Consider the following 21,837-nt stretch of genomic DNA (forward strand, 5'->3'; position numbering starts at 1 on the left):
CACTGTCTCGACAAGAAATGGAATGAACATGACTGTGTCACAACTTCTCATCGGGGACTCGTGGGTCCCTTCGGCGTCCGGCGCCGAGTTCACGACCCTGGATCCGGCAACGGGTGAGACCATCGGTGTCTGTGCGGAAGCCGGTGCCGAGGACGTGAAACACGCTGTGGCTGCGGCACGTACCGCCTTCGACCGCGGGACCTGGCGGAACCTCCCGGCTGCCCAGCGCGGCAGAGTGCTGTGGCGAATCGCCGACCTCATCGAAGAGCGCGCAGACAGCCTCGCGCGCATGGAAACGCTGGACCAGGGTCAGCCACTGAGCTTTTCGTCCGGGATCAGCGTGCCGTTCGCCGTCGAGACGTTCCGCTACTACGCCGGCTGGTGCACGAAGATCGAGGGCACCGTCAAGTCGGTCTCGATTCCCGACGTCCTCGCGTACACCACCCGGGGGCCGGTCGGGGTGTGTGCACTGATCACGCCGTGGAACTACCCCCTCCTGCTCGCGTCCTGGAAACTCGCCGCCGCGCTCGCAACCGGCAACACGGTGATCCTCAAGCCTGCCGAGGACACCCCTCTGACCACTGTCGAATTGGCACGGATCTGCGTCGAAGCCGGGGTACCCGACGGAGTGGTCAACTGCCTCACCGGCGGTCCGGAGGTGGGGCAGGCTCTCGTGCAACACCCCGACGTCGACAAGGTTTCGTTCACCGGGTCCACCCAGGTCGGTAAGGAGATCGTGCGGGCGGTCAGCGGCAACCTCAAGAGGGTGAGCATGGAGCTCGGCGGAAAGGCTCCGAGCATCGTCACCGAGTCGGCGGATCTGGAAGCCGCGGTCGCGGGGAACCTCGAGGGAGGTCTGGTCAACTGCGGCCAGACCTGTGTTGCGTACACCCGATTCTTCGTTCCGCGGAAGATGGCCGACACCTTCGCCGAGCATCTTGCCGCGGCGGCCGCGACGCTGCCGATCGGCCACGGACTGCAGGAGCAGACGGTACTGGGTCCGCTGGTGTCGAAAGCTCATCTGGACCGGGTCGCCTCGTACGTCGAGAAGGGGATCGCCGAAGGAGCACGACTGGTCGGTGGCGGCGAACGGCCCGGTGGGGACCTGGCCGGCGGAAACTTCTTCCAGCCGACCGTGTTCACCGACGTCACCGACGAGATGACCATCGCTCGCGAGGAGATCTTCGGTCCGGTCCTGTCGGTGATGCCGTACGACGACATCCAGGAAGCGGTCACCCGGGCAAACGACACTCCCTACGGGCTCGGGGCGAGCATCTGGACCCGCGACCTGACTGCGGCGCACCGACTCGCCGCCGACATCCGCAGCGGCATGGTGTGGGTGAACATGTCACCGCTGTGCGATCCCTCGGTGCCGTGGGGAGGCGCCAAGCAGAGCGGCTGGGGACGGGAACTCAGCAGTTCCGGACTCGACGAGTTCACCGAAGAGAAGTCGGTCTGGATCGCACTGAGGGACTGACCCCAGCCCCCCGGGTGTGGGCGGGTCGAATTTCCCGCCCGCACCCTCGGCAACACCCGCACGCCAGGAGCAGAAATGATTACCCAACCCGCCCCCACTGTCGACGACGCCACCATGCGCGGCGTCCACCGCACCTTCGTCACCGGCGTCACCGTCGTCACAACCACAGATCAGGACACACCGAAAGGGCTGGCGGTCAACGCCTTCACGAGCATCTCGCTGGATCCACCGCTCGTCATGGTCTGTGTCCAGCAGTCCTCAGCCACTCACGACCCGCTGTTGCACTCCACACATTTGGGCATCAATATCCTCGCCGCGGATCAACGTTCGACGGCAGCAGTGTTCGCAAGCAAAGGTGCCGACAAGTTCGCAACCATTGCCTGGGAACGGGCCGAGCACGGGTCACCCGTTCTCACCGGCAGCTGCGCGTGGATGGAAGCGGAAGTCTGTCAGCGACTGGACTTTGGCACCCACACCGCGTTCATCGCCCGGGTCGTGGGCGCCGAGCACTCGGATCGACCCGCGCTCGTCTACCGAGCCGGCGAGTTCTTCGACAGCTCCGACCTCTCTTGTGCGCCACTCCCCTCGGTCAGGAACGAACAATGACCACGCTGCAGCTCGACACGATCGAGCGGGCGATCGACGACATCGCCGCAGGACGCCCCGTCGTCGTGCTCGACGCCGACGACCGCGAGAACGAGGGCGACCTCGTCTTCGCCGCAAGCATGGCAACCCCGGAGCTGATGGCCTTGACGGTCAGGAACAGCAGCGGCATCGTCTGCGCACCTGCCGACGGTGCGGTACTCGACCGACTCGCCCTTCCCCTGATGACCGCGGACAACCACGACCGCATGGGTACGGCATTCACCGTGTCCGTCGACGCCACGGACGGTGTGAGCACCGGTATCTCGGCGCACGACCGCGCCCGCACCGTCCGAACGCTCGCCGATCCGGACAGCGAAGCGGCTCAGCTCGTCCGCCCCGGGCACATTTTTCCGCTGCGCGCCCGCGACGGCGGTGTGCTGGTGCGGCCCGGCCACACCGAGGCCGCGGTCGACCTGGTCAGGCTCGCCGGGCTGCCACCGGTCGGCGTGATCAGTGAGTTGGTCGACGACGACGGCACCGTGAAGCGAGGCCCGCGGTGCCGGGAGTTCGCCGACGCACACGGGCTGGCACTGATCTCGATCGCCGACCTCGTGGCGTACCGCAAGCGCCACGAACCGACGGTGCAGAGGGTGGCCACTGCCCGGATCCCGACCGAGTTCGGGCAGATGACTGCCTTCGGTTACCGAGATGTCGTGACCGGCGCCGAGCACCTCGCATTGGTCCACGGAGACCTCGGCAACGGGCAGTCCGTCCTCACCCGGGTCCACTCCGAATGCCTGACCGGTGACGTGTTTCGCTCCTGCCGGTGCGACTGCGGCGACCAACTGAGCGCTGCGCTACGCCTCGTCGCCGAGGAGGGTCGCGGTGTTCTGATCTATCTCCGCGGCCACGAAGGCCGTGGGATCGGACTGGTCGACAAACTCCGGGCCTACGCCCTCCAGGACGGCGGGCTCGACACCGTCGACGCCAACCTCCGCCTCGGCCTCCCCGTGGATGCGCGCGACTACACCGCAGGCGCGCACATCCTCGACGACCTCGGAATCATGAGCACCCGGCTCCTGACGAACAATCCCGACAAGGCCCGCTGCCTCGTCGATTGCGGCATCGACGTGACCGAGCGGGTGCCGCTACACACCACCGCCACCATCCACAACCTGCCCTACCTCGACGCGAAGCGACTGCGCCTGGGACACGACCTCCCGCTGTGCGGTAGCCCGGCGTGAACCAGGAAGAGCCGGCCGGTTACAGGCGTGTTGTGTCCACCGCTCGAAATCCTTGGCCATGCTGAGCAATTGGTCCTCGGCGCGGTGCCGGCCGACGAGCTGGACTCCGAGTGGGGTCCCGGATTCGCTGAAGCCCGCCGGCAGCGCGATGACGGGATGGCCGGTCACCGTGACGTGGCAGGCCGTCTCCATCCATCCGAGGTAGTCCGGTTGCGGTACGCCACACACGGACTCGGGGTACTGCAGGGTGACGTCGAACGCGGGCAGCGGTGCCACCGGGAGAAGCAGTCCGTCGTAGGTGTCGAGGAACTCGCGCATGCGATGGAAGAGTCCGGTTCTGAGCAGTGCCGCTCGGCCGACGTCGCGCCCGGACAGACGCCGGCCAGCCATCATGTTCTCGTACAGGCTGGGCCGGACCAGTTCCTCGTTCGCATCGAAGAGTTCGCCGAACGCCGCTTCGAACTGCCATGCCCGAAGGATTCGGAAACACTCTCCGGCCCCGTCGAAGCTCGGGCATGCCTCCTCGACGACCGCGCCGGCCTCCTGGCACGTGCGCGCGGCATGTTCGACCAATCGACGTACCTCCGGTTCCACCGGGACGCTACCGCCCAGATCCACCGAGAACGCAATTCTTCGACCGTGCAGACCGCCTTCGGCGACGGTGGCGAACCGGCATCCGTCCTCCTCCAGACTGATGGGTGACCGGCGGTCGGGGCCCGCGAGGACGGACAACAACAACGCGACGTCGTCGACACAGCGCGCCATCGGCCCGGGAACGGACAGCCCGCACCAACCGTCCGCCGCCGGGTACGTGGGTACACGCCCCGCGCTGGGACGCAGCCCGACCACGTTGCAATATCCGGCCGGCAGACGAAGAGATCCACCCATGTCGTTGCCGTCCGCGATCGGATGCATCCCCGCGGCGAGTGCCGCTGCGGCCCCGCCGGACGAACCACCTGCGGTAACCTCGAGATCGTATGGATTCCTTGTCGCGCCGAAGAGTTCGTTGAAGGTGTGCCCACCGGCGACGAACTCCGGAACATTGGTCTTACCCAGCGTCACGACTCCCGCCGCTTTCATGCGTTCCACGACGAGATCGTCACGGTCGGGAACATACTGTGCATGGATGCGCGAACCGAAGGTGGTTCGTACTCCCCTGGTGAGGTGGTTGTCCTTGTGTGCCACTGGAATACCGTGCAGAGCGCCGTCCCACCCCCCGGCTGCGAAGCGTTCGTCGGCAGCGGCCGCCTGTGCCATCGCGAGGTCTGGAACGTACGTCACGACGGCGTTGACGGCGGGGTTGACCTCCTCGATCCGCGCGAGATGCGCTGACACGATTTCACGCGCCGACAGCTCACCCGCACGCATGAGCCGGGACAGCTCGGTCGCACTGCGGTAGTACAACGGCTCCGACATCAAGGACCTTTCTTCACAGGATGGGGCATCGACGCGGATTGGTTGACTGCTTCGAGTGTTCCGGCCTGGTCATCCGAGATGTTCAGGTTCGCGATCAGATCTCGCGCTTCCCGGGACAGCACCCCGGCCTCTCCCGGTTCCGGCAGTTCGAACCACAGTTGCAACAGTCCTTGTTCCACAATCAAGCGATAGGTCCGTGGGCGATTCGAAACTGGCGAGCGCTGAGGACAACGGTCGACGAAGCCGGCGTCCTGCGCGGCGCCGCAGTCGTCGAACAGCCTCGCCGTCCGACGACCGTGCGCCCAGTCGGGCAGATCGGCCCGGTCCAGTTCGCGTGCAATCATCTCACCGATCTTTCCCGCACCGGGCCGCAACGTTGCTCCCGCCTGGAGGCTGTTCCGGAGATTGTCCGAAGTGACACGCAGGACCCAGGATGTGCCGATCCTCGTGGGAGTGTGGAGCCGAAACCCTGGCCAATCCGCATGCGCGATGGAGTGCAGCATCGTGGTGCCGTCGCATCCCAGCTGGGTAACCGACCTTCGCGAATAGGCAATCCCGCGGGCCACCGGATCACTCAGGCCCAACTCACCGAGCAGGGTGAACGCCCGTCTCGGTGCCGCTCCCCCGTATCCGACGTCCACTTCGTCGACCGCAATGACGTCTCCACTGTCTACTTCCCACAGCATGTGCGGAACGATCAGAGAGCCCGATGCATTGGTGAGGAACCTCCCCGGGTCACGACCGGACGACCAGAAGACGTCGCTCGCGGCGAAACCGGCAACGATGCGAGTCACTCGTGCCTCGAGTTTCTCGACGTGGTTCAGGGCGTTGGCAGGCCTCGCCCAGATCATTCACCCCACCGCCTTCCCGCTGACGCCATCCAGTCGCCCGCACCGAGATCCAGCAGGGCGTTGTGCGCGGCGACGAAGGGTTCGATCGGAAGTCTCGTGATTCCCGCACCGACCTGCCCGATTCCTGCGGATCGGTGCGCGAATCCGTTGTTCACGACCGGGGCGATTCCTGTTCGTGCGACAGCTTCGACGTCGATTCCCATCGGCGTGCCCCGAAACTCCTCGGCCGGGATGAGGAAGCGACTACTGCCGCCTCGGGTGATCTGCCGCATCTCCGCCACGTAGTCCTTCAACGCGCTGGGACTGCCTCCGATATAGGAACTGATTGCCGGCGCGGCGGACAGTGCGAAGGCACCGAGACCGATCACCTCGGTCACGAGTGAATCACCCATCATCGGGCAGGCATCATCGAAGGTGAATCCATCGAACAACTTCGGATTGCCCACCGGCGCGGGCGCCGTGATCCACGAATCGAGACCGCTCACGCGAATCCCCATCCGTCGCCCGTTCCCTGCGATCGCGGTCACCAATCCCCTTGTTCCACAGCGATGGGCGGCATCGGCGACCAGTTTCGCGCCCGCCATGGAGAACGACAGGAAGGAGTGCGGATTGCCGCCGAGGAACTCGATGATCGCCGCCGCGGTCTTCGAGTCGGGGGCATGTTCGATCACTCCTGGCGCAAGCCTGATCGTCAGCGCTGCCGTGGACGCGACGTTTCGATTGTGGCATTCATCGCCTCGCCGAAGCCCTTCCACCTGCAGCGCAGTGATGTCGATACCGCCCATCGACCTCAGGGCGTCGTCGAGTACGGGTGCCAGAACGGCACTCATCCACCGAAGGCGCTCGATGACCCCGGCGTCGTTGGCACCGAATCGAAGTGCCCGGCCGAGTCCTTCGTTGAGCGGTGCGAATGCCTTGTGGCCGTTCTCCGCTTCGACAACCACCACCGGGGTGCTCGGAGAGACGACACCGGCCATCGCCCCCACGGCGGACGCCGAATGACACGGCTGCAGATCAACCTTCCCGGCGTCGAATAGTTGGGCTGCCGCGTCGAGATCGGGAACCTCACCCTCGAGCACCAACGCCCCGAGGATCGCGCCCCTCATCGGACCGACGACTTCGCCGGGCTCCACCTGCGGACCGGCGTGCAGATACGAGCGCCGACCTACCGCATCGATGACGTCCCCCGCCCGTCTCACGCCGACGGCATTCGCCGTCGCGGTGTCGAGCACCGCCCAACCATCCCTTACAGTCATGACAACTCCATTGAAAGTCGCGAACGACGCGTCCGGCCGGTTGGATGACCGGTCCACGGACGGCGTCTACAGATCGTGGTGATCCGGCCTGCGAATCAGCTCACCTGATTGCCCCAAAGATACCGAGACACAGCCCATTCAGCGAGATCAGGCTGGCCACATCATCCCGATGGCAGGTATCATTTCGAATGATGATCGACTGCCGGCGACGGCGGGAGAGGTGACGAGAGTTGCAGACGAAACTGAACCGAATCGACTTGAACCTTCTCGTCGGCCTGGACGCCCTCCTGTCGGAGCGAAGCGTGTCGCGCGCTGCGAAGCAACTCTCGGTCGGGCAACCGGCGATGAGTGGCACACTGTCGCGATTGCGAAAACTCTTCGACGATCCCCTACTCGTGCGCGACGGGTCGTCGATGACGCTGACACCGCTGGCTGAGTCCCTCACTTACCTGGTCCACGACATACTCGGATCGATCGAGACACTGGTGGCCGTCCGTGCCCCGTTCGACGCGGCCACGGATACCCGCACCTTCACGATCCACGCAAGCGACTATGTCACTCTCGTGCTACTTCGTTCGTTGATCAGGACAGCCGCCGACCAAGCGCCGAACATACGGATCAATATCGCTCCCCCGCAGGCGAATTACTTCGATCCGCTGCGTGAGGCGCAGGCCGATGTGGTGATCATCCCGCGAGAGATAGTCGGACACGGGGGAACCGCCTACGCCGGCACTCCCCTCTTCACCGACCGGCACGTCTGTGTCGTCGCCGCGGACCATCCCGTTGCGGGCGAGACGATGTCGCGGGAGCAGTTCAGCGCGTTTCCACACCTGTCCGCCACCGGCGGAATCCCGCCGTCCTTCGCCGAGACCCAGTTCGATGCCATCTCATTGCCCTTCCGCATCGAAGCGTCGACGACCAGTTACGCCGCCGCCCCGTTCCTGCTGGAAGGAACGGAGATGGTCGCGGTGCTGTACGAGCGTCTGGCGCGAGCGCTCGGCGACAGTGCCGGTATTCGACTGCTCGAGCCGCCGGTCCCGCTGGCCCCGATCACCGAGATGATGTACTGGCATCCACGCCATTCCGACGATCCCGGTCACCGATGGCTTCGCCACGGCATTCACCAACTGGCCGAGCAACTGTGAGCAGTCACCGAAACCACGGACGGTCGGCGGGGTGCGGCCCGGGGGTCGCGATGCGGACCGACAACGACGCACCTTCCAACGCAACCCCGATCCGGTCCCCGGAGAACAAAGCCTTCAGCATTCCTCGGAATGCGCGCTCGATATCCCCATTCGTGTTCCACAGTTGTCTATCGGGGATATACGGCAATGCATCGAATAACTTTTCGGCCGCCTGGTTCCGGGCACTGACAATAATTGTCCGGGAAAGTAAGTCGTCGGCGTCCGGATCCGAATATGCGGTTTCCGCGGACGCCGCCCATTCGATGTGCCTTTTCCGGATGGACTCGAGATCCTCCGCGTCACCGCGCACCGCGACCGCCATACACGCCGAGGATACGAGGAGACGTTTCAATTCCTGGACGTCCTCCGGAGGCACCACGCCCAGTCCGGTCGTGGTTACCGGCAGGCACCGCCGGGACGACAACACGTAGGTGCCCGACCCCTGCCGTCGCTCGAGCATCCCCGAGTACGCCAGCACTTGTACTGCCTCCCGCACGGTGTTTCGGCCGACTCCCACCATCTCGGCCAGCATTGGCTCGGTCGGAATCCGGCTTCCGACCGCCCACCGTCCCAACACGATCTCGTCCTCGAACCGATCGACAACCTGGGCGACCAAACCCTTGCGGCGTACCGTCTTCAATTCGCTTCCCTTTTCTGGTGTATAGCGCCGCGGTCCAAGGGAATAATTCACGAGGTCGAATAATCCCTGCCTGGTTGAACCGGAATCCATTTCGAAACCGGGACATGGTATATTTTGGGCGTGAGCAGCGCGCACGAGCCCGAGAAAAAGTCCGAGAATTCCACGATGCAGAGCATGGATCGTGGAATGCACATGCTCGAACTGCTCGCGGAACAGCCGATGCGTGCGAAAGAACTGGCCGAAGCCACCGGAGCGAAATGGGCAACTGCGCACCGCACACTGACCTATCTTCGCGACAAGGGCTTCGTCAGGCGCGACGACACAACCGGTCTGCACTACGTCGGTCGTCGGATGTTCGCCATCGGCTCCGCCTACCTCGGCGATCATCCCCTGTTCACAACGAGCGAACCGCTGATGCGAACGGCCGCCGATCGGATCAACGGTTTCGTTCAGATCGCCGAGCGTGACGGGCATTCGTCGGTTGCCATTGCCAGCGTCGAACCTCGCATTCCCGTTCCCACCCTGTCCTACGCGAATACGTATCGTGCCTATCCACTCCACACGGGAGCCCGCGGATTGGTTCTGCTCGCGTACTGCCCCGACGAGTTCATCGACTCCTATGTCCAGGGGCCGCTGCGTTCGTTCACCGAGTACACGATCACGGATCCCGCCGAGTTGCGCGCCAAGCTGAAGCAGATAGTGGCCGATGGCTACGCCACCAGCGACCGGGATGTCACCACTGCCACATCTGGGATTGCGGCGCCGATCCGGAACGCCGCGGGCGAGGTGACGGCATCGGTGTCGATCGCCAATTACCGCGAACAGATGCCGCCGCGGGATCTCGTGCTTCACGAGGTCCTCGGACTCGCCCAATCCCTTTCCCAGCTGATGGGCTGGCGGAACCGGTAGGTCTTCTCCTCGGCGCCGAGGAGGAGACCTACCGCCACCTTCTAGCTCTTGACCGCGATCGCCTCGAACTCGATCAGCATCCGCGGATCCACCAGGCCGGCGACGTACACGAACGTCGACGGCGGCCGGTTCGGGATCCACTTGTCGCGGATCGTACGAATCTCCGGCAGAGACTCCGGGTCGGTGAGATACCCGGTGATCTTGACGATGCGGTCCATCGAACTGCCCGCAGCCTGCAGGGCACGCTCGAGGTTCGCGAACGCCCGGTCCGCCTGCGCCCCAGCCGAGAGGTCCTCGCCGATGTCACCGGACTCGTCGTGCGGCACCGCTCCCGAGGTGAACACCAGATTCCCGGCTTCCGCTACCCAGTGCCAGGCGGCGTCGGCCTGCAGTCCGGGAACGGTCACGTACTTCACATCTTCGCCGACAGTGGTCATTGATCAGTCCTCGTCGACGATCGCAACGGCCCGCACGAATCCGGCGGTGCCGCCGGCGATCTTGATGGGCAGCGCGATGACCTTGAACCCGTGCGGGGGCAGCTGGTCGAGGTTGGCGAGCTTCTCGATGTGCGCGTATTCGATCTCGAGGCCGAGGAGGTGGCAGGGCCACAGGTACTTCGGGTCCTTACCGTGCTTGTGGTAGTCGGCGGCCCATGCGGCGTAGGGGCGGTCGTAGCTCCACGCATCCGTTCCCACGACCGTGACCCCCTGTTCGAGGATCCACTTAAGTGCCTCGCGGCTGGGTCCGCCACCACGGGTGGTGTACTCGGGCTTTCCCCAGTACTTGTCGTTGCCGGTCATCGTGAGGACGATGTCGCCCGGCTTGATGGTGTAGTTCATGTCCTTCAGCTTCTGCTGAATTTCCTCGAGGGAGACCTCCGAGCCGTCTTCGGCATCACTGATGTCGATGACGACTCCGTCACCCATGCATCGCTCGAGGGGCCACTCTTCGATGGTCTTCGGCTTCGACCCGTCCGCCATCACCGGACCGAAGTGCCACGGTGCGTCCATGTGCGTGCCGGTGTGTGAGTTCATGTCGATATGTTCGACCGCGAACGCGGCACCGGGGGTGGGCCAGTGATTCGGATCGATGTCGTAGTGCTCTTCGTTGTACTGCGCCCCGAGGACGTGGGGCTCGAACACCACTCCCTTGCCCTCGAGGGTGGGGTCACCGTCGGTGACCATGGAGATGTCGATGATTCTGCTCATCTGCTTACTTCCTCATTTCTTTCGATTGATCGCACTCTGGATCTCACAGTGCGACAGTGGATGTGGTAGGTGCACAGTCAGCCGACTGTGAGTTTGTGGTCTTCGCCGAGCGGCTCGGCGGCTCGCTTCTTGCCCAGCAGGCCCACGAGGGCGGTGAGCACCGAGATCGCCGCGACAGCAATCCAACCGGCCGCGAAACCGTGATCGGGGACGATGTGCCCGAAGACCACGGGGACGATGAATCCGCCGACCGCCGCAAGGGTGAGCATCACGCCGACCGCGGTGCCGACCTGTTCGGGATCGATCTTCGACAGGTCCGCGGGCACACCCAGCCAAGCCGGGTAGCTGAAGACGAAGAGGAATCCGATCGCGAAGGAGATGAACCACAGCAGGGCACCGGGGGCGACGGGGATCGCGGCGATCAGTGCCCCCATCAGCAGGAGAGGAACGACGATGACGGATCGGTAGTTGCGGGCCAGGTCCGCGACCTTGCCACCGACCAGGCTGCCGGGGATTCCCGCCAGGGCCAGGATCGCGCCGAGCATGCCGCCCTGGCCGGGGGTGAAGCCGCGTTGCGCGACCGCGTACTCGCTGAACAGCTGCGATGCGGTGAAGTAGGCGCCGTACACGCCGAGCATGGCGATGCCGTAGATCCACAGCTGCTTGTCGACCAGTGCCCGGATCAGGCCGGCGCGGCTGATCCGGCCGCCGTGGAGTCCGCTGACGCCACGCGGGGTGTAGAACCACAGGGCAACCGCCGCCGCCAGGACGATATTGACGATGCCGCAGATCGCAAGCATCCCACGCCATCCCGTGAGGTCGGTCACGTAGATGCACGCATACAGACCCAACGCGACACCGGTACTGAATGCAGCACCGCATGCGATGCCCAGAGCGAGGTTGATCTCGTGATCACGAAACCACACGCTGACGGCGGCGACGGCGACGGCGATGAAGATGGACGCGCCGACACCGGCGATCACCCGGTACAGGGCGAGGTCGAGAAAGCCGACCGCGACGCCGGACAGCGCCGCACCGGCCCCTTGGAGCACCATCCCGAGGACGAGAGTGCGCTTCATTCCGAGCCGGGCCGCGATGATGCCGCCCGGGACGTGGGCGACCCCGTAGCCGAGCACGAACAGCGCGATCAGCAGGGCGAGTTGCTCGAAGCTCACGCCGAGGTCCTCGCTGATGGGTGTGAAGGCCGACGCGATGTTGAACCAGTTCAACGTCAGGCTGATGTAGCCGAGAACGAGCAGGGCGAGCATTCGCCATCGGGCCTGGTAGACGTCGCTACCGTCAATTGTCGACAAGGGGGTTCCTTCCATCGGTGCCCATGCCTGCCGGATAGCCAGCTGAGCGGGAGATTGCGAGATCCGACAGGACACACCTGAGGGTCGGTGATCCGACGATTACTAAGGCCGCGCACCACACTGTGACTCAGGTCTCTGTCGGTGGGTCCGAATCTATCTCTCCCCAACGGAATTGGGGAGAGGGGAGGACCCGACCGCCGTCAATGGCCGCTATCAGTTGAAATGATGTTCTCGAGCGCAGCCGTCGACGCGGACCACGACGCCCCTTCGGCGACCAGGTGCTGGTACTTGATCAACCCGCGTGGGGAGTTGAACGAAACGACGCCGGTGACACGGTCGTCGCGACCGTAGAGGGCGACGAATCGTTCGTCGCCAGGTCCGCCGCTGACGAAGCACACCTCGTCCGTGGGCCGGGGACACCCGACCATCTGGGTGCGTTTACGGTACTGGTCCGACCAGAAGCTGGGCACGGCGCACAACGTCGATTTCTTCTCGGCTGCAATGATGTTCTCGGCCACCACCGTCGCCTGGAGGGTCGCGTTGTTCCAGTGCTCGCTGCGTACCTGCGCCCCGAAGTAGTCCGAGTACCAGCGGGCAGCGTCGCCGACGGCATAAATACCGGGCACGTTGGTGTGCCCGCCATCGTCGCAGAGGACGCCGTTGTTCACTTCGACGCCGGAGCCGTCGAGCCATTCGGTCACTGGGGAACCACCCACTCCGACAACGACCAGATCCGCGGGGAGAAGTCGTCCGTCGGTCAGCCTGACCCCGGTCACGCGCCCGTCACCTGCCAGTTCCTGGACGCCCACCCCGAGTTCGAGTTTGGTCCCGTGGCTGGTGTGCAGGTCCGCGAAGTGGGAGCCGACGATGGGGCCGAGGACGGTGCCCAAGGGGGTCGGTTGCGGATCGACCAGAGTCACCGACTGCCCGCGAGTGCGCACGCTCGCCGCCACCTCGGCGCCGATGAACCCGGCACCGACGACGACGATGTCTCGGGCACTGTCCAATTCGGATCTGAGTGCGAGAGCGTCCGGCAGCGTCCGAAGAACGTGGACACCCGCGAGGTCACCCATGAAAGCTGGGCGCCGAGCCCTCGAACCCGTGGCCACGACGAGCGCGTCGAATTCGAGAACCGCGCCGTTGTCGAGGGTGAGCGTATGCCGAGACGGGTCGAGCGAGAGCGCTGTGGCCCGGCGTCCGAGGCGAAGATCGAGGTCGAGTTCGCCTATCTCCTCCTCGGTCAGCAGGAAGAGATCGTCCGGATCTCTTGTGCCCGTGAGCAACTTCTTCGAGAGTTCGGTGCGGTCGTAGGGCGATCGCACGTCCTCTTCGCCGACGAGGGTGATAGCGCCGAGGTATCCCAGGCGCCGCAGTTCCTGGATCACGTTCATGCCGGCGAGGGAGCCGCCGACCACAACGATGCGCTGAAACCTACTCATCGCGGGTTCCCAACGCCTTGGCGGGACAGGACCGAATCGCCCTGTCGGTCTTCGTGTGCAAAGATTCGGGCGGGTTTTCCTGCAGCAGGATCACCGTGTTCTCGTCTTCGTCCAGGTCGAAGACCTCGGGGGCTTCGAGCATGCAGCTACCGTAACCACGGCACTTGCCGGCATCGGCGGTGACATGCATGGCTACACCTCGCTGTTGCGGTCGGCCGCGATTGCCCGCGGGTGGGAATGGGGTTGTGACATTGTTCGTTCCTTCTCGAGTGGTGCCGTGCGGCACGGCACAAGGGGCAGTCAGCCGACGAGGTATCCGCCGTCGATCGGCAGGACGACACCGGTGATGTAGCCGGCCTCGGCGGAGGCGAGGAATGACACTCCGGCCGCTACCTCGCGTACATCTCCGGGTCGGTTCATCGGGATGTTGCCTCCGACGGGTGAGGGTTCGTCGGGGACTGATCCCCCGGCTCGCCGGAGTGCGGCCGCGCTGGTGGTGAACAGGTCGGTGGGAATCCACCCGGGGGCGACGGCGTTGACCCTCACACCTCGACCGGCGTACTCCGCAGCGACTTTCAGGGTCAGGCCCACGACCGCGTATTTCGAGGCTATGTAGGCGGACCCGCCGCCGCGGGGCACCAGCCCGGCCGACGACGCGATGTTGACGATCGCGCCGCGGCCGCGTTCGACCATGAGCGTTCCGACCGCGCGCATCACATTCGCGGTACCCAGGACGTTGACGCGCAGGACCCGTTCCCAGGTGGCGGACGTGAGCTCGTCAAAGTTCAGGTTCTGGTCGAAGATGCCGGCGGCATTGATCAGGACGTCGATCTCGCCCAGGTCGGCCGTGATCTCGCCGACCACTACGCGGACACGGTCCTCGTCGGTGATGTCCGCCGCGTAGGCGGTGCTGCGACCGCCCGTCCCGGAGACGATCTCGGCCGTGCGTTTGGCGGCCACGTCGTTGGCATCGATCACCGCGACCGCGTAGCCGTCGTCGGCCAGGCGGGTGGCGACAGCGCGTCCGATTCCGCTGCCGCCGCCGGTCACCACGGCCACTCGTTGGGCCCAATTCGCCATGGGGCTCATGCTCCCGCGGGCTTCTTGGTGCGCAGCAGATCCACCGACGTCCCGATTCCGTGCTGCACGGCCCTGTCGTAGACCACCTTGGCCGCGACCAGGTCCTGCAACGCGGTGCCGACCGACTTGAACACGGTGATCGCGCCTGCGTCGAGGTCGGGCACGTTGCCTCCAGCTAGATCCGCCAGTGCCACGAGTTTGCCGTCGAGGACCCCTTCTTCGTCGGCGGCGATCAGATCTCCGGACTCGGTGCGTGCCTGGTCGGGGGCGTCGCTGACCACGAGTGCGGCGCGGCCGACGACGTCGGTGTCGATCTCTCGCAGCGAGGGCATGGTGGAGCCGATCGACAGGACGGTGGTGCCTGGCATGAGCCACTTGCCCTCGAGGGCGACGCGTCCGGTTCCGACTCCGGTGTTGGTGGCGACCACGACGACCGGTGCTGCGGCCGCCTCGGCCGGATCGGACACCGCGACGACGTCCACATCGAGGCGTGCGGCCATCCGGTCGACGAATGCTGTCCGCCGCTGTGGGTTCGGACTGTAGACGCGGACCCGTTTGACGTCGAGGGCGGCGCAGACCCCCTCGAGGTTCGTCTCGGCCTCCAGGCCGGATCCGATGACCCCGATCTCGACACCGGTCTGCGGTGCCAGGAACCCCGCTGCCACACCTGTGGTCGCTCCGGTGCGGGCAGCGGTGAGGTATGCGCCGTCCAGCTGAGCGAGCAACTCACCGGTCCGCTCGTCGAACAGGCCGATCAGGTATTGGACCCCACCCTCGGAGACTTGGTTGAACACCTTGAACCCCATCAAACCCGCGCCGTCCGACACGCCGGGCATCATCCGGAAGAATCCCGGCGTGGACTCCAGGTTGATGCGGTCGGGCAGTTGTGCACCGCCGCGGGCCTGCGTGCGGTATCCCTCGCGGATGGCGCTGACGAGGTCGGGCATCTGCGTGAGGGCTTGCACGTGCTCGTCGGTCAGTAGCAGCATCAGTTGTTCTCTTTTCCGATGTCGGTGGTCGGGTGATCCTCGGGGCCGAACGGCTGGTCGAGGTAGGCGGAGATGGTTTCCTCGTTTTGCCAGCTCAGTGCCTCGAGGGCGAGGGCGTCGAGACGGATCTGATGGTCGAGCCGGAGTGAGGTGATCTCGAGCCGTTGCCCGTTGCGGGTCAGGATCTTCCGCACCCGTACGGCAGTGAACTCGTTGACGACGGTGAATTCGGTTTCGATGGTTCCGTCGCCACCGTGCGGCGCGGCCGAGTCGTTCGTGTGTGTCCGGGGGGCCGACATCAGATCACCATTCGCAGGTGCGGCAGTCGGACCACGCTCTCGTCGAGCTGGACCGTCCGCTGCACCAGGCCCCATCCGTCGCCGCGGCGACGCAGGACGTCCTGTCGTCCGGCCGCGGTTACCACCACCGGATCTGATTGGTGCACAACGGTTACGAGCACATTCGACGCGACCGATACTTCGTTCGCGCGCTCAGTGTCGGTGACCGAGAGGACCGACACGAACCGCCGCACCCGCTGGAGCGGGACCTCCCCCCAGGAGAAGTCGATGTGTTCGGGTTCGAGGCGCCGCGCCCAGAGATTGGCCAGGGAGTCACGGGACTCGTCGAGCAGGTACGCACCGGCCACGAACGGGGACTGCGACGGGTCGTCGCGGGTGACGGTGACGGGAATCCGGTAGACGAATTCGGGTTCGAGCAGCGGAATCCACCGCGGGTAGTCGTGTGCGTCGAGCAGCGCCGTCTCCCGGCCGTAGAACCTGCTCACGCTGGTAAAAGTGGCGTCGTCCGTATCCTGGACGCCGATACGTTCGTCGCTCAGCATCGGCCCGCCTTCCCTGCCGTGCGTGTGCAGATGCTGTCGTCGTCGAGCAGTTCGGACCACCTGCGGAACATCGCCCGCTGGTTGACCTCCGAGTGATCGACGTCGTAGACGGCGCCGGGCCAGTCGACATCGTCGGCCGGTTTGATACCGACTCCGCCGGCGTAGACGAAATCGGTGGACTGCGACACCCGACCGCGGCTCATGTCGGCGATGGACGTCCAGTTCTGGAAGTCGTCGGTGTCGAAGATCCCGGCGAGACCGACCATGCGGAGGTTCGCGCGCTGCGAATACTCGCGCTGCTGCTCGTCGTACCACCTCGGGACCAACGCGAACATGATCAGCTCACAGTGCATCTCGTCGACCGGCTGCCACTGGCGGAACTGCACGTACGACACCGCCGGGGTGTCGTCACCGGAGGAAAGGGCCGCAGCGTCGATGAAGGACAGGTTGGGGAACACATTTCCGTGCAGCACAGACATTCTCGACATCAGATCGGCCTGCCTGGGGTCGAGTCCGGCCGCGATGTCGGACCAGCGGTTCTCCGGGTAGCCGAGAAACACCGGGGTATCGGACTCCAGTCCGTAGTGCTGGACCCGGAGCGTATGCCCGTTGCCGGCGACGATGCATCGCCCACGCATTGCATCCATCGAGACGTCGTCGAGCTGCGGAAAAACCTCGGTGTTCAGGTAGGTGCCCAGATCGATCGGGCTCTTGTGCGTCGTGCCCAGGTGATAGCCGTCGCCGGCGAAGTTTTCCGCGCCGAGCTTCCAGTTGGTTCGCACCAGGGCGCGCGCCGGCGGACCGACGACCTGCAGGTCACCGGCTTTGTCGAGCACGGCCTCGAGATACCAGGCCATGTCTCCCAGTTCGTCGAGCAACGTGGGAGCGTCCGGGTCCCAGCTGGCGAAGATCAGCCCGTGGAAGACGTCGACGTTCGGCGGCCCGACCAGGTTGTACTCGCTCTTGTCGAAGTCCGCGTCGAAGACCTGCTTGCGCTCGGGCACTCCACGCAGCGTGCCCTTGTTGGAGAACGTCCAGCCGTGGTAACTGCACCGAAAGTGCGATGAGTTGCCCATGTCGGCACGACACAATTGATTGCCCCGGTGTGTGCACGAATTCAGGAAGATCCGGACGTCGCCGGTCTCGTCCCGGACAACGATGACGTCCTCGCCTCCCAGCTTCCGGGTGACGTAATCGCCGGGGGAGGGAATCTCGCTCTCGTGGGCGACGAACAGCCAGCACCGTCCGAAGATTCGTTCCATCTCGGACTCGAATTCGTCTCGGCCCCAGTAGGAACGGCGGCTCACGCGAGTGATGTCCGCGGTAACACGTGTCATCTGGTTGACCCCTATCAGGAGTGGATTGAAACACCTCGAAACGACGTATCCATATAATGGATATGAAGTCCGTTAGGTGGATGTGATGACGCTAACAACGCCACACAGAAACTGTCAACACGCGCCGCTGCCGCCAATGCGACGCCGGGCCCAATGCGAAGTTCGCCGCAGCGCGGCCGAGAGCGCGGGCACATGATGAGCGTTCGATGCCGCCGAGCGGGACGACATACACGCCAAGAGAATCCCAGCTAGGTGGCGTTCTGCACGGACCGTCGCGAATGGTCGGCCTGTCGCGAATGGGCAGGTGCCGCAATGGCCGCAACCTGGGCCCGGTCGCGATCCGGCTACAGGGAGCGTCGAACGACCGTTGACGAGCAACAGGGTCGGTGTTACCGTCGCCATATCCACTAATCGGTTCCAATATCCACTTATTGGACATGATTGAGGGTGAGACATCTTCTGCCTGCCGCATTCGCGCCCGAACGATCGGGGCGGTTTCAGGGCAACTGCCCCAAGCCGCGCAGGAATTCGTTGCCCCCACGAACGAAGGACATCCATGAGCTACTCCCGAACCGACGCGCGCTCCTGGGCCCGCGCGAACATGAAGGGCATCTGCGGATGCCTGCTGCCCACCTTCACCAGTGATCTGAAGGGCATCAACGAGCACGCCATTCGGCACGACATCGCCCGTGAGAAGGAGCTGGGTATCTCGGGGGCACTGCTGGTGGCCGAGTGCGGCACCACCTTCGACGAGTTGCTGCAGGTGACGGAAATCGCCGTCGACGAGGCTGCCGGCGGTCTCCAGACGGTCGTACACGCGGTCCTGCCCACCCTCGAAGACAACATCGCCCTCGTGCGCGAGTCCGAGCGTCTGGGCGCGGACATCGTCCTCGTCTCCTACCCGCTCACCTTCTACCCGAAGTCGGAAGAAGAAGTCTTCGAGTACACCCGCGCGATCGCGGAGAGCACCAATCTGGGCATCATCGTGTTCGCGATGCACTTGTGGAACTTCCGCCGCTTCCACCCGAGCCACTTCTCCCCGGACCTGATCGGCCGGATGATCAATGAGATTCCGAACGTCGTGGCCGTCAAGACCGAAGTCGGCGGTCCCGGCGTCGGTGGCATCGCGCAGATCTTCGAGCGCTACCGGAACGACGTGATCGTCATGGACCCGATCGAGTCGAACTCACCCGCCTGGCACGCCGCGTACGGCATGCAGTGGATGGGCACGTCCAACTACGAGGCCTACGGCCCCTGGGTTGCCCGCTACTTCGACTTGATGCGCGACGGCAAGTTCGAGGACGCGATGGAGATCTACTGGAAGCTCCACCCGATCCGGGAATCCGACGCGGTCGTGGTCGGCCAGGCACTCGCGGGCACCGCCATGGTGCCGAGGTACCTGTGGAAATACCAGGGGTGGCTCAACGGATTCAACGGTGGACCGCTGCGAGCGCCTCAGGCCCGCGTCAACGACGGGCAGATGAAGCAGTTGCGGGCCGGGGCGGTCGCGGCCGGCCTCGACGTCACCACCTCACTCGACGAGGAATTCCTGGTGGGCCGTAACCCGGCCTGACCCTCGTCGATCAATCCCACGACAGCCACCGGACCCTGGCCGGACTCAGAAAAGAAGGAACTTCTCATGTCGCTCAACTCCGCCACCCTGCCCCGGGAGTTGGTCATCGGCGCACACCCGATCGAACGCACCCGGGAGTCGATCGACGTCCTGAATCCGTCCACCGGTGCGCTGATCGCCACGGTCCCGGACGGCACCGTCGAGGACGGACTGGACGCGGTCGGCGCCGCGGCGGCCGCCCTGCCCGACTGGCGTGCCACCAGTCCGCGCGAACGCGCGGAGATCCTCCGCCGATGCTGGGAACTGATGACCGACCGCGCGGAGTCCATCGCCGAACTGATCTCCACCGAGAACGGGAAGACGCTCGCCGATTCGCGGGCCGAAACCGCATACGCCGCCGAATTTTTTCGGTGGTACTCCGAGGAAGCGGTCCGCGCGGTCGGTCAGCTCAGCACCTCCCCGAACGGCGCCAACCGCATACTCGTCGAGTACGAGCCGATCGGCGTAGCAGTGCTCGTCACCCCGTGGAACTTCCCGGCCGCGATGGCGACACGCAAGATCGCGCCCGCCCTGGCCGCCGGTTGCACCGTGGTACTCAAACCCGCGACCGAGACCCCACTCACCAGCCTGCTCATCGCGAAGATCTGCCGTGAAGCCGGTGTCCCGGACGGCGTCATCAACGTCGTGACGACCTCACGGGCGGGGCAGGTCGTCTCCGCCATGCTCCATGACTCACGCGTACGGGCGTTGTCGTTCACCGGCTCCACCGAAGTCGGCCGCACCCTGCTGCGCGAGTCGTCGGACTCGATCCTCAAGACGGCGATGGAACTCGGCGGCAATGCGCCGTTCCTGATTCTCGAGGATGCCGACATCGACGAGGCGGTCGACGGACTGATGATCGCCAAGATGCGCAACGGGGGCCAGGCGTGCACCGCGGCCAACCGCATCTACGTGCACAGGTCGCTCATAGACGAGGTCGCCGGTCGTCTCGGACAACGCATGGGCACACTGCGCGTCGGCGCCGGTACCAGCGAGCGTTCGGAGTGCGGACCACTGATCAACGACAAGGCCGTCGACAAGGTGGAGCAACTCGTCGACGCCGCCGTCGCCGACGGTGCGTCGGTGCTGACCGGCGGCCAGCGGCCGATCTCGAGTGGCTCCTTCTACTCCCCCACCGTCCTGGTCGGTGTCGACCCGCAATCGGCGATCGTGCGCGAGGAGATCTTCGGACCGGTCGCATCGTTGATCGCCTTCGACACCGACGACGAAGCGGTCGCCGCGGCCAACAGCACCGACCTCGGGCTCGCGGCCTATGTCTACAGCGGCAATCTGCAGCGCGCCCTGTCCGTCGCGAGCCGGGTGGAAGCCGGTATGGTCGCCGTCAATCGGGGTTTGGTGTCCGACCCCGCGGCACCGTTCGGCGGCGTCAAGCAGAGCGGACTCGGCCGCGAGGGCGCGCACGAAGGCCTGCTCGAGTTCATGGAAGCGAAGTACATCGCCACCAACTGGTGACGACACCGCTCATTTCCCAGTTCAGCTCCAGGAGACGACATGTCCTTTCCCTCAGTCCATCCCATCACGCACGTCCGCTCGGTCACCATCGCCGTCGAAGAACTCACCACCGCGTCGAACTTTTACCGCGACCTCTGGCAACTCGACCTCGTCACGAAAGATGACGGCAAGGCCTACTTCGGAACCGGATGCGCCGACAACTACGCCATCAAGCTCCGCGAAAACGATGTCGCCGGAATCGAACTGACCACGTTCAATGTGACCGACCGCGCCGGCGTCGACTTCCTAGCCGAGCGTGTCGCCGACAGCGGAGCCCAGATCATCCGTGAACCCGGCGACCGCGGCGACTTCGGCGGCGGCTATTCATGCATCTTCTTCGACTGCGACGGGCGCGCCATCGAACTCGCCGCCGAGGTCGACCAGCGAATCTTCCGCGAAGTCGAAGCCGGCGAGTCCCGACCGAAGTTCATCAGCCACGTCGTGTTCAACACCGCAAACTTGCAGAAGACGATCACATGGTACGGCGACGTCCTCGGCTTCAAGATCTCCGACTGGCTCCAGGACTTCTTCTGCTTCATGCGCACCGGTCGCTGGCACCACATCATCGCCTTCGCCCAGTCGAAGAACACCAGCCTGAACCACGTCTCGTTCGAACTGTACGGAATCGACGAGTTCATGCGCGGCACCGGCCGCATGATGCGGGCCGGCCACCAGCCGCTGTGGGGTCCCGGCCGCCACGGCGCCGGTGACAACACTTACTCGTACTTCCAGGAACCGTCGAGTGGCTTCGTCATGGAGTACACCACCGCCCTCCAGGTCATCGACGAAGAGCACGGCTGGACTCCGAAGGTGTGGGGCACCAGCCTCGAGGAACAGGATCAGTGGGGTACCGCCAACGTGTTCGACGAGGTGATCCTCGCGAAGATGGCACCATCGGACGATCCCGTGCTGTGGACGCCGCCGCAACTGTGAGTCGCACCAGC

At 64.9% G+C, this 21,837-nt stretch carries 22 protein-coding genes; 8 read left to right on the plus strand and 14 right to left on the minus strand.

Features of this window, described 5'->3' with window-relative positions; genetic code table 11:
- Nucleotides 1-28: 28 nt before the first annotated feature.
- From AZG88_RS43700 to AZG88_RS43710, 3 genes are all read left to right on the plus strand, one after another.
- Complete coding sequence (locus AZG88_RS43700) at nt 29-1,477, plus strand: aldehyde dehydrogenase family protein (protein ID WP_061701199.1); 1,449 nt, start codon at nt 29-31, stop codon at nt 1,475-1,477.
- 75 nt (nt 1,478-1,552) lie between these two features.
- Nucleotides 1,553-2,083, plus strand: a complete 531-nt coding sequence (locus tag AZG88_RS43705) for a flavin reductase family protein (protein WP_061040653.1) — start codon at nt 1,553-1,555, stop codon at nt 2,081-2,083.
- The gene (locus AZG88_RS43710; RefSeq protein WP_061040652.1) at nt 2,080-3,306 is read left to right on the plus strand and encodes a bifunctional 3,4-dihydroxy-2-butanone-4-phosphate synthase/GTP cyclohydrolase II; all 1,227 of its coding nucleotides are present in this window, start codon (nt 2,080-2,082) and stop codon (nt 3,304-3,306) included. The genes AZG88_RS43705 and AZG88_RS43710 overlap by 4 nt, the downstream gene beginning before the upstream one ends.
- Here the strand turns inward: AZG88_RS43710 and AZG88_RS43715 are convergent.
- The 3 genes from AZG88_RS43715 to AZG88_RS43725 all read right to left on the minus strand — a co-directional run bounded on the left by AZG88_RS43715 (nt 3,211) and on the right by AZG88_RS43725 (nt 6,829).
- Entirely contained in the window at nt 3,211-4,722 is a 1,512-nt protein-coding gene (locus AZG88_RS43715) for an amidase (RefSeq protein ID WP_063819484.1), read from the minus strand. The genes AZG88_RS43710 and AZG88_RS43715 overlap by 96 nt on opposite strands.
- Nucleotides 4,722-5,066 (minus strand): hypothetical protein, encoded by a 345-nt coding sequence (locus tag AZG88_RS52335; RefSeq protein ID WP_156517760.1) that lies wholly within the window; start codon nt 5,064-5,066, stop codon nt 4,722-4,724. Before AZG88_RS52335 ends, AZG88_RS43715 begins: the two co-directional genes overlap by 1 nt.
- A gap of 503 nt (nt 5,067-5,569) precedes the next feature.
- Nucleotides 5,570-6,829 carry a DUF1116 domain-containing protein gene (locus AZG88_RS43725; RefSeq protein WP_082764352.1) on the minus strand — a complete coding sequence of 420 codons (1,260 nt, stop codon included), beginning with the start codon at nt 6,827-6,829 and terminating at the stop codon, nt 5,570-5,572.
- A 230-nt stretch (nt 6,830-7,059) separates the two neighbouring features.
- On the opposite strand from AZG88_RS43725, the gene AZG88_RS43730 reads away from it, so the two are divergent.
- On the plus strand, nt 7,060-7,974 hold the full coding sequence (locus AZG88_RS43730; RefSeq protein ID WP_061701200.1) for a LysR family transcriptional regulator: 915 nt from the start codon (nt 7,060-7,062) through the stop codon (nt 7,972-7,974).
- A gap of 4 nt (nt 7,975-7,978) precedes the next feature.
- Here AZG88_RS43730 and AZG88_RS43735 read toward each other — a convergent pair whose 3' ends face one another.
- On the minus strand, nt 7,979-8,743 hold the full coding sequence (locus AZG88_RS43735; protein WP_082833639.1) for a FadR/GntR family transcriptional regulator: 765 nt from the start codon (nt 8,741-8,743) through the stop codon (nt 7,979-7,981).
- A 30-nt stretch (nt 8,744-8,773) separates the two neighbouring features.
- Here AZG88_RS43735 and AZG88_RS43740 point away from each other — a divergent pair, with 30 nt between their 5' ends.
- On the plus strand, nt 8,774-9,562 hold the full coding sequence (locus AZG88_RS43740; RefSeq protein WP_061040647.1) for an IclR family transcriptional regulator: 789 nt from the start codon (nt 8,774-8,776) through the stop codon (nt 9,560-9,562).
- 41 nt (nt 9,563-9,603) lie between these two features.
- Here AZG88_RS43740 and AZG88_RS43745 read toward each other — a convergent pair whose 3' ends face one another.
- The 10 genes from AZG88_RS43745 to AZG88_RS43790 form a co-directional block, all read right to left on the minus strand.
- Nucleotides 9,604-9,999, minus strand: coding sequence for a RidA family protein (locus AZG88_RS43745; RefSeq protein ID WP_061040646.1), 396 nt, complete (start codon nt 9,997-9,999; stop codon nt 9,604-9,606).
- 3 nt (nt 10,000-10,002) lie between these two features.
- Nucleotides 10,003-10,770, minus strand: a complete 768-nt coding sequence (locus AZG88_RS43750; RefSeq protein WP_061040645.1) for a cyclase family protein — start codon at nt 10,768-10,770, stop codon at nt 10,003-10,005.
- Nucleotides 10,771-10,847: 77 nt separating this feature from the next.
- Complete coding sequence (locus tag AZG88_RS43755; protein ID WP_197436024.1) at nt 10,848-12,083, minus strand: MFS transporter; 1,236 nt, start codon at nt 12,081-12,083, stop codon at nt 10,848-10,850.
- Between the two features lie 200 nt (nt 12,084-12,283).
- On the minus strand, nt 12,284-13,522 hold the full coding sequence (locus AZG88_RS43760) for an NAD(P)/FAD-dependent oxidoreductase (protein ID WP_063819483.1): 1,239 nt from the start codon (nt 13,520-13,522) through the stop codon (nt 12,284-12,286).
- Nucleotides 13,515-13,712 carry a ferredoxin gene (locus AZG88_RS43765; RefSeq protein ID WP_061701202.1) on the minus strand — a complete coding sequence of 66 codons (198 nt, stop codon included), beginning with the start codon at nt 13,710-13,712 and terminating at the stop codon, nt 13,515-13,517. Before AZG88_RS43765 ends, AZG88_RS43760 begins: the two co-directional genes overlap by 8 nt.
- A gap of 110 nt (nt 13,713-13,822) precedes the next feature.
- Complete coding sequence (locus AZG88_RS43770) at nt 13,823-14,602, minus strand: SDR family NAD(P)-dependent oxidoreductase (protein WP_197436023.1); 780 nt, start codon at nt 14,600-14,602, stop codon at nt 13,823-13,825.
- Nucleotides 14,603-14,607: 5 nt separating this feature from the next.
- Nucleotides 14,608-15,591, minus strand: a complete 984-nt coding sequence (locus AZG88_RS43775) for an ornithine cyclodeaminase family protein (protein ID WP_061701203.1) — start codon at nt 15,589-15,591, stop codon at nt 14,608-14,610.
- A complete protein-coding gene (locus AZG88_RS43780) occupies nt 15,591-15,890 on the minus strand; it encodes a dihydrodiol dehydrogenase (RefSeq protein WP_231914406.1) in 300 nt (99 codons plus the stop codon). Before AZG88_RS43780 ends, AZG88_RS43775 begins: the two co-directional genes overlap by 1 nt.
- Complete coding sequence (locus tag AZG88_RS43785; protein ID WP_061701204.1) at nt 15,890-16,432, minus strand: aromatic-ring-hydroxylating dioxygenase subunit beta; 543 nt, start codon at nt 16,430-16,432, stop codon at nt 15,890-15,892. The genes AZG88_RS43780 and AZG88_RS43785 overlap by 1 nt, the downstream gene beginning before the upstream one ends.
- A complete protein-coding gene (locus AZG88_RS43790) occupies nt 16,426-17,769 on the minus strand; it encodes an aromatic ring-hydroxylating oxygenase subunit alpha (protein WP_061701205.1) in 1,344 nt (447 codons plus the stop codon). Before AZG88_RS43790 ends, AZG88_RS43785 begins: the two co-directional genes overlap by 7 nt.
- 556 nt (nt 17,770-18,325) lie before the next feature.
- Between AZG88_RS43790 and AZG88_RS43795 the strand changes: the two genes are divergently transcribed.
- From AZG88_RS43795 to AZG88_RS43805, 3 genes are all read left to right on the plus strand, one after another.
- Nucleotides 18,326-19,342 (plus strand): dihydrodipicolinate synthase family protein, encoded by a 1,017-nt coding sequence (locus AZG88_RS43795; RefSeq protein WP_061701206.1) that lies wholly within the window; start codon nt 18,326-18,328, stop codon nt 19,340-19,342.
- 66 nt (nt 19,343-19,408) lie between these two features.
- Entirely contained in the window at nt 19,409-20,854 is a 1,446-nt protein-coding gene (locus tag AZG88_RS43800; RefSeq protein ID WP_061701207.1) for an NAD-dependent succinate-semialdehyde dehydrogenase, read from the plus strand.
- Between the two features lie 39 nt (nt 20,855-20,893).
- Nucleotides 20,894-21,826, plus strand: coding sequence for a VOC family protein (locus tag AZG88_RS43805; RefSeq protein WP_061040635.1), 933 nt, complete (start codon nt 20,894-20,896; stop codon nt 21,824-21,826).
- Nucleotides 21,827-21,837 lie beyond the last annotated feature (11 nt).

Source organism: Rhodococcus sp. LB1, assembly GCF_001583455.1.
Lineage (GTDB): Bacteria > Actinomycetota > Actinomycetes > Mycobacteriales > Mycobacteriaceae > Rhodococcus_F > Rhodococcus_F opacus.

Coding starts and splice junctions, on each gene's coding strand:
- AZG88_RS43700 (WP_061701199.1), top strand. CDS start 29: ATGACTGTGTCACAACTTCTCATCGGGGACTCGTGGGTCCCTTCGGCG.
- AZG88_RS43705 (WP_061040653.1), top strand. CDS start 1,553: ATGATTACCCAACCCGCCCCCACTGTCGACGACGCCACCATGCGCGGC.
- AZG88_RS43710 (WP_061040652.1), top strand. CDS start 2,080: ATGACCACGCTGCAGCTCGACACGATCGAGCGGGCGATCGACGACATC.
- AZG88_RS43715 (WP_063819484.1), bottom strand. CDS start 4,722: ATGTCGGAGCCGTTGTACTACCGCAGTGCGACCGAGCTGTCCCGGCTC.
- AZG88_RS52335 (WP_156517760.1), bottom strand. CDS start 5,066: ATGATTGCACGCGAACTGGACCGGGCCGATCTGCCCGACTGGGCGCAC.
- AZG88_RS43725 (WP_082764352.1), bottom strand. CDS start 6,829: ATGACTGTAAGGGATGGTTGGGCGGTGCTCGACACCGCGACGGCGAAT.
- AZG88_RS43735 (WP_082833639.1), bottom strand. CDS start 8,743: ATGGATTCCGGTTCAACCAGGCAGGGATTATTCGACCTCGTGAATTAT.
- AZG88_RS43745 (WP_061040646.1), bottom strand. CDS start 9,999: ATGACCACTGTCGGCGAAGATGTGAAGTACGTGACCGTTCCCGGACTG.
- AZG88_RS43750 (WP_061040645.1), bottom strand. CDS start 10,770: ATGAGCAGAATCATCGACATCTCCATGGTCACCGACGGTGACCCCACC.
- AZG88_RS43760 (WP_063819483.1), bottom strand. CDS start 13,522: ATGAGTAGGTTTCAGCGCATCGTTGTGGTCGGCGGCTCCCTCGCCGGC.
- AZG88_RS43765 (WP_061701202.1), bottom strand. CDS start 13,712: ATGCATGTCACCGCCGATGCCGGCAAGTGCCGTGGTTACGGTAGCTGC.
- AZG88_RS43770 (WP_197436023.1), bottom strand. CDS start 14,602: ATGGCGAATTGGGCCCAACGAGTGGCCGTGGTGACCGGCGGCGGCAGC.
- AZG88_RS43775 (WP_061701203.1), bottom strand. CDS start 15,591: ATGCTGCTACTGACCGACGAGCACGTGCAAGCCCTCACGCAGATGCCC.
- AZG88_RS43780 (WP_231914406.1), bottom strand. CDS start 15,890: ATGTCGGCCCCCCGGACACACACGAACGACTCGGCCGCGCCGCACGGT.
- AZG88_RS43785 (WP_061701204.1), bottom strand. CDS start 16,432: ATGCTGAGCGACGAACGTATCGGCGTCCAGGATACGGACGACGCCACT.
- AZG88_RS43790 (WP_061701205.1), bottom strand. CDS start 17,769: ATGACACGTGTTACCGCGGACATCACTCGCGTGAGCCGCCGTTCCTAC.
- AZG88_RS43795 (WP_061701206.1), top strand. CDS start 18,326: ATGAGCTACTCCCGAACCGACGCGCGCTCCTGGGCCCGCGCGAACATG.
- AZG88_RS43800 (WP_061701207.1), top strand. CDS start 19,409: ATGTCGCTCAACTCCGCCACCCTGCCCCGGGAGTTGGTCATCGGCGCA.
- AZG88_RS43805 (WP_061040635.1), top strand. CDS start 20,894: ATGTCCTTTCCCTCAGTCCATCCCATCACGCACGTCCGCTCGGTCACC.